Genomic DNA, 6,095 nt, shown 5'->3' on the forward strand with positions numbered 1-6,095 from the left:
GGCCGGCTCCGGCAGCGGGGTCAGGCGGCGGCCGCCACCGCCCGCCGAGGCGGGCCGTCTGCGGCCCGTACGCGGGGTTCCGGCGCCGCGCGGCCGGTCGTCGTCGAACGGAATGACCTTGGCGTCCGCCATCGTTAGCCCGCGCTCCCTGTTCCGTGCCGTCCCGCGCCCCGAGCTCCGGCCACCCGGCCGGCCACACCGTCGCCCAGCCGGGCCGCCACCCCGTCGACCGCCGCCGCCAGGACCTCCGGCGGCAGCAGCCCCGGGCCGCGGTGCCGGGCGAAGTCCGCGAAGGCCTCCGCCGTCGTGTACGCCGGTGTGAACCCGAGCGTCTCGCGCATCTGCACCGTACTGACCACCCGACCGTGCGTCAGCAGCCGGATCTGCTCGGGTGAGAAGTCCGTCACCCCGACCGTACGCAGCGCCGTGCCCACCCACGTCACCGCCGGCAGCAGCACCGGCACCGTCGGCCTGCCGAGGCGCCGCGCGCACTGCGACAGCGTCAGCACACCGTCCCCGGCCACATTGAACGTGCCGCTGTTCAGTGAGCCCCCGCGCGGCTCGGACGACGCGATCCGCAGCACGTCCAGGACGTCGTCCTCGTGGACGAACTGCAGCCGCGGATCGTGCCCCAGTACCGTCGGCAGGACGGGCAGCGAGAAGTACTCGGCGAGCGGCGAGTCCGCCTCGGGCCCGAGGATGTTCGCGAAGCGCAGCACGCACACCGCGACGTCCGGGCGGCGCCGGGCGAAGCCCCGTACATAGCCCTCGACCTCGGTGACGTCCTTCGCGAAGCCGCCGCTCGGCAGCGACTTGGGCGGCGTCGTCTCGGTGAACACGGCCGGGTCGCGGGGCGCGGAGCCGTACACGCTCGTACTCGACCGGACGACGAGGCGGCGCACCGTGGGGCACTTCTGGCAGGCGCCGAGCAGCTGCATCGTGCCGATGACGTTGGTCTCCTTGACCGCGGTCCGGCCGCCGCCGACCGGCTTCGTCGCCGTGACGTCCATGTGGACGACGGTGTCGACGCCGTACTCGGCGAGGAGCCGCCCGATGACCGGCTGCCGGATGTCGGCCCGTACGAAGGCCGCGCCGCCCAGCGGATGCCCGGGTGCCACGGCGTCCACACCGATGACCCGGTCCACGCCCGGGTCCCGCATGACGCGCCGCACGAAACGGCCGACGAGCTGCCGGGCCACCCCGGTGACGAGCACGACCTTCCCCAAGATCCGCGCCTTCCGTTCGGTCTCCCGCGCGTGTGGCTGCCACCGTAGCGGGTCGGTGTTGCGCTGTGATGACCGCGTGGCGACAAAAACCCCGTACGGAAAACACCGTGGCCCTCCCACCAGGATCGGTGGGAGGGCCACGGAGAGCGCTTACAGCGGCCGCTTACTTCTTGTTGCGACGCTGAACGCGCGTGCGCTTCAGCAGCTTGCGGTGCTTCTTCTTGGCCATCCGCTTACGCCGCTTCTTGATAACAGAGCCCACGACTACCCTCGCTCACTTCTCGGAACACCCCCGCATCAGCGGGGATCTCGGTGCGGGGCGTCTGGGCCCACACGACCTACGTCGGCCTAGCCTACCCGGCAGAGCGCCGAGCCTGTAATCCGAGGGCGGTGAAGGGCTCCGGACTACGCGGTCTCCACCCCCACGAAAGACTCGCGGAGGTACTCGTGAACCGCCTGCTCCGGCACCCGGAAGGACCTCCCCACCCGGATCGCCGGCAGATGACCGCTGTGCACCAACCGGTACACGGTCATCTTCGACACGCGCATCACCGAGGCAACTTCCGCCACGGTCAGGAACTTGACCTCATTGAGAGGCGTCTCGCCAGCAGCAACCATGACCCACCTGTACCTTCCGCACATGACGCCACCGGCTTCCCCTCCGGTGACTCTTCGTCGCTGTGCGCTCACTGCCCAGACTAGGGGCGGGTGATACGAGTGGGGAAGAGGAGCAGCCATCCGCCGCCTACTGTGACAGACACGCCCGATTGAGTACATAGCGAGTAAGCGGCGAGTAGTCATCGGACCGCACGGCATCATCGAGCGGCACGACCACGGACACCCTTCCCTCCGCCTCGCCGACGAACAGCGCGGGGTCGTCGGTGTCGGCCGGCCCGATGGCCTCAATACCCAGCTGACCTGCCCCGCAGACCCATCCGTGGTCCCCGACCACCAGCTCCGGAAGGGGCCCTTCGCCCTCCGCCGCGGCCCCCAGAGCGACCCGCACGGGCAGGGGTGAATGGGTGTGTGCGCCCGGCTCACAACCGGCGCCTTCGACCTGCGGTTTCCGCACCAGCGCGACTCCTCGTACGTAGTCCAGGTTGTACGTGCGTACGCCAAACCGGGTCGTTATGTCGACACATCTCCCCTGCGCCGGGGTGATGACGAGACATCCCGCCGCCGACATCGCGTCTGCCAAACCGGCGTAGAACCCCAGCAGACGGTGCGGATGACCGGTCCCGAACAGCACCGGAGCGCCACGCGCCGCGGCCGCGCCGAGCCGTTCGGCGAACGCGTCGAGCGCGCGCAGGGTCAGCTCCGGGTCGATGACGTCGGGGCCCGTACGGTGCTCCGGGTCGCCCGAGACACCGCACCGCTCCGCCATCAGCCGCAGCACGTCCCGCTCGCGCCACCGCCCGTCGGGGTCGACCCCGAGCGTGACCCTCGGGTCGCCGGCCGCGAAGAGCCGATAACTCCGCAGACTCCGCTCACGGGACGTGGCGACGGCGCCGGCCAGCCCGGCGGCCAATAAATGCGCCCGCAACGCGTCGACAGTGGGCGGCGGCGCGGGAGGTCCGGCCGGGTCGGCCCGGCCGGCCAGGGCAGCGCGGGCAGTGGGGGCGGTGGTGGTGGTCGGGGGCTCGGTGGGCGCTCCGCTCGTCAGCATGGGCCGATGCTGGCGCACCCCTCCGGCCGTGTGCGCCGGAACCGGTCCGCTACCGCACAGTTGGCGTAATCCGTACGACGCGCCCGCCGCTACGGAAGCAGCCCCCGCAGCGGGAACGCGGCCCGGCGCGTGGCCAGGACGGCCTGGTCCAGCCGGTCCTCCGGGTCGTACCCGTCCTCCCAGGACCGCCACGTCACGGGCCACCGCCCGTCCGTCATCCGCCGCGGCGCCGGCATCCGCGTCCGCGCGTACACCTCGTCCCGCCACGCCGACGGCACGTCCGTCGCGGGCGCCACGTCGGCCCCGGCGGCGATGCCCACCAGATGCGTCCACGACCGCGGCACGACGTCCACGACCGCGTACCCGCCGCCGCCCAGCGCCACCCAGCGGCCGCCGTCGGCGTACTCGTCGGCCAGGCCCCGGCACGCCAACTGCACGGCCCGCTGGGCGTCCAGGGACACCGCCAGGTGCGCCAGCGGGTCCTCGAAGTGGGTGTCCGCCCCGTGCTGCGTCACCAGCACCTGCGGCCGGAAGTCCGCCAGCAGCTCCGGTACGACGGCGTGGAACGCCCGCAGCCACCCCGCGTCCCCGGTGCCGGGCGGCAGCGCCAGGTTCACCGCGCCGCCCTCGGCCGCGCCCTTGCCGCCGGTCTCCTCCGGCCAGCCGGTGCCCGGGAACAGGGTGCGCGGGTGCTCGTGCAGCGACACGGTCAGCACCCGCGGGTCGTCCCAGAACGCCGACTGCACACCGTCCCCGTGGTGCACGTCCACGTCCACGTACGCGACCCGCTCGGCGCCCAGCTCCAGGAGCCGGGCGATGGCCAGCGACGCGTCGTTGTAGATGCAGAACCCGGCCGCGCCGCCGGGCATCGCGTGGTGCAGCCCGCCCGAGAAGTTCACCGCCCGCCGCGCCTCGCCCCGCCACACCGCCTCGGCGGCGCCCACCGACAGGCCGGCGATCAGCGCCGACACCTCGTGCATCCCGGCGAACGCCGGATCGTCGGGCGTCCCGAGACCGTACGCCTGGTCGGCGACGGCCGGGTCCGCGGACGCGGCCCGCACGGCGGCCACGTAGTCCTCGCGGTGGACCAGCCGCAGCGTCGAGTCCCCGGCGGGCTTGGCCGACACGACGTCGACGGCCCGGTCCAGCTCGAAGGCCCGCACCAACCCCATGGTCAGTGCGAGCCGCACCGGGTCCATCGGGTGGCTCGGCCCGAAGTCGTACCCGGTGACTGCGTCATCCCACATCAACAGTGCGCGACCGCTCATGCCCGCCACCGTATCGGGCGCCACCGTCACCGAACGAACGGGCGTACACCAGCGTCACCAGCACCAACACCAGCGGCACCGCCATCGCGCCCCGATAGCTCCACGCCTCCCCCAGGGCGCCCACCAACGGCGACCCGACCAGGAACCCCACGTAGTTGAAGACGTTCAGCCGCGCCACTGCCGCATCACTGGCCCCAGGGGCCAGCCTCCCGGCCGCCGCGAACGTCTGCGGCACGAGCACGCTCAGGCCGAACCCGAGCACCGTGAACCCGGCCAGCCCCGCCGCCGGCCCCGGCGCCACGGCCACCACCGCGAACCCGCCCGCCGCCAGCACGGCACCGCCCCGCACCACGGCCACCGCCCCGAACCGCCGCACGGCCAGGTCCCCGACGGACCGCCCCAGCAGCGTCGTCACCATGTACGCGTTGTACGGCACGGTCGCCAGCGCCTCGGACCCGCCCAGCACGTCCTGGAGGTACTTGGCGCTCCAGTTCGAGACGGTCGAGTCACCGATGTACGCGAACGCCATCACCAGGCACAGCGGCAGCAACACCCGCCCCACGACCCACCCGTCACCCCCCGGACCGGGGACCGCGCCCTGCCCGGGCCTGTCCCCGTCCACGTACCACCGGCTGCCCGCGAGCACGGCCGGAACCAGCACCAGCACCACGGGCGCGTAGAACACGCCCAGCGGCACGTCGAGCCGCGCCCCCACCCATGCCAGCGAAGCGCCGGCGATCCCGCCCAGGCTGTACGCCGCGTGGAACCCGAGCATGATGCTCCGCCCGTACGCCCGCTGGAGGCTCACACCCAGCATGTTCATGGACGCGTCCAGCGCCCCGACGGCGAGCCCGAACACGCCGAGCGCGACGGCCAGTTGCCACGACTGGTCCCCGAGCCCGACCCCAGCCAGGGCCAGCAGCACGACGGGCTGCACCCACCGCAGCACCACACCGGGCCGCACCCGCGCCACGAGCGCCCCGGCGGCGACGCTCCCGGCCCCGGCCAGCACCGGCACGCCCGCGAGAAACGCCGGCAGCAGCGCGTCCGAGACGCCGTACTGCTCCTGAACGGCGGGGATACGCGTCACGAGCAACGCGAACGCCACACCTTGGGCCAGGAAGGAGAAGGCCAGCGCTCCCCGCCCGCGCCGCAGCCGCGCATCCATCATGGCCGAGAAGAGTACGTCCGTGCTCAGCCTGTGGACAGAGCTGTCACATCACGAGCCCCGGCAGCTGCCCCATGTCGTCGAAGTACCCCTGCGCCCCGGGCAGCCGCCGGGCCGGCGTCATCGCCGTGAACCCGTACACGTCCATCCCGGCGGCCAACGCGGCTTCGACGCCGAGCGGACTGTCCTCCACGACGACGCACCGCTCCGCCGGCACACCCATCCGCTCGGCCGCGTACAGGAACAGGTCAGGCGCCGGCTTGCCCCGGCCGACGTCCTGCGCGCTGAACACGGTCCCGGGCCCGAACCACAGGTCGAGTCCCGTCTTCTGATGCCCGACCCGTATCCGCTCATGGCTCCCGGACGAGGCCACACAGTACGGCACCCCTCCGGCGACCAGCTTCCCCAGCACCTCCGTCACCCCCGCGACGGCGGTCAGCTCACGCGCGAACGCGGCGAACACCCGCGCGTGAAAGGTCGCGTCGAAGTCCTCGGGCAACCGCTGCCCGGTCCGCTGGAGGATCGTGTCGTGCACCCGGTGCATGGCACCACCCATGTAGTCCCGCAGCGACTCCTCATACGTGGTCGGGTGCCCGAGCTCGGTCAGATAGCCGGCCAGGATGGCGTTCGACAGGGGCTCGCTGTCCACGAGCACTCCGTCGTTGTCGAAAATGACCAGGTCGTAGCGCATGGCACCACCCTAGTGAACGCAAAAATGCCTCAACCCCCAGCCAGAAGGCTGGGGGTTGAGGCTAAAAATTGTTCGG

7 protein-coding genes are annotated in these 6,095 nt (G+C 72.3%); all 7 read right to left on the bottom strand.

Translation table 11 applies throughout. From position 1 onward, the window contains the following. Positions 1-134 precede the first annotated feature (134 nt). The 7 genes from HTZ82_RS11710 to HTZ82_RS11740 all read right to left on the bottom strand — a co-directional run bounded on the left by HTZ82_RS11710 (position 135) and on the right by HTZ82_RS11740 (position 6,019). Entirely contained in the window at positions 135-1,226 is a 1,092-nt protein-coding gene (locus HTZ82_RS11710; protein WP_175409281.1) for an NAD-dependent epimerase/dehydratase family protein, read from the bottom strand. A 163-nt stretch (positions 1,227-1,389) separates the two neighbouring features. Next, a complete protein-coding gene (locus tag HTZ82_RS11715) occupies positions 1,390-1,488 on the bottom strand; it encodes a 30S ribosomal protein bS22 (protein ID WP_003948845.1) in 99 nt (32 codons plus the stop codon). Between the two features lie 143 nt (positions 1,489-1,631). Further along, positions 1,632-1,844 (bottom strand): helix-turn-helix domain-containing protein, encoded by a 213-nt coding sequence (locus tag HTZ82_RS11720; protein ID WP_058944276.1) that lies wholly within the window; start codon positions 1,842-1,844, stop codon positions 1,632-1,634. 127 nt (positions 1,845-1,971) lie between these two features. Further along, positions 1,972-2,892: a phosphatase gene (locus tag HTZ82_RS11725; protein ID WP_175409282.1), complete on the bottom strand. Its 921-nt coding sequence runs from the start codon at positions 2,890-2,892 to the stop codon at positions 1,972-1,974. An 89-nt stretch (positions 2,893-2,981) separates the two neighbouring features. Beyond that, positions 2,982-4,160: an acetoin utilization protein AcuC gene (locus HTZ82_RS11730; protein ID WP_175409283.1), complete on the bottom strand. Its 1,179-nt coding sequence runs from the start codon at positions 4,158-4,160 to the stop codon at positions 2,982-2,984. Next, on the bottom strand, positions 4,129-5,331 hold the full coding sequence (locus tag HTZ82_RS11735) for an MFS transporter (protein ID WP_175409284.1): 1,203 nt from the start codon (positions 5,329-5,331) through the stop codon (positions 4,129-4,131). The genes HTZ82_RS11730 and HTZ82_RS11735 overlap by 32 nt, the downstream gene beginning before the upstream one ends. Before the next feature lie 43 nt (positions 5,332-5,374). Then, entirely contained in the window at positions 5,375-6,019 is a 645-nt protein-coding gene (locus HTZ82_RS11740) for an HAD family phosphatase (protein WP_175409285.1), read from the bottom strand. Positions 6,020-6,095 lie beyond the last annotated feature (76 nt).

It is taken from the genome of Streptomyces sp. TRM64462 (assembly GCF_013362995.1).
Lineage (GTDB): Bacteria > Actinomycetota > Actinomycetes > Streptomycetales > Streptomycetaceae > Streptomyces.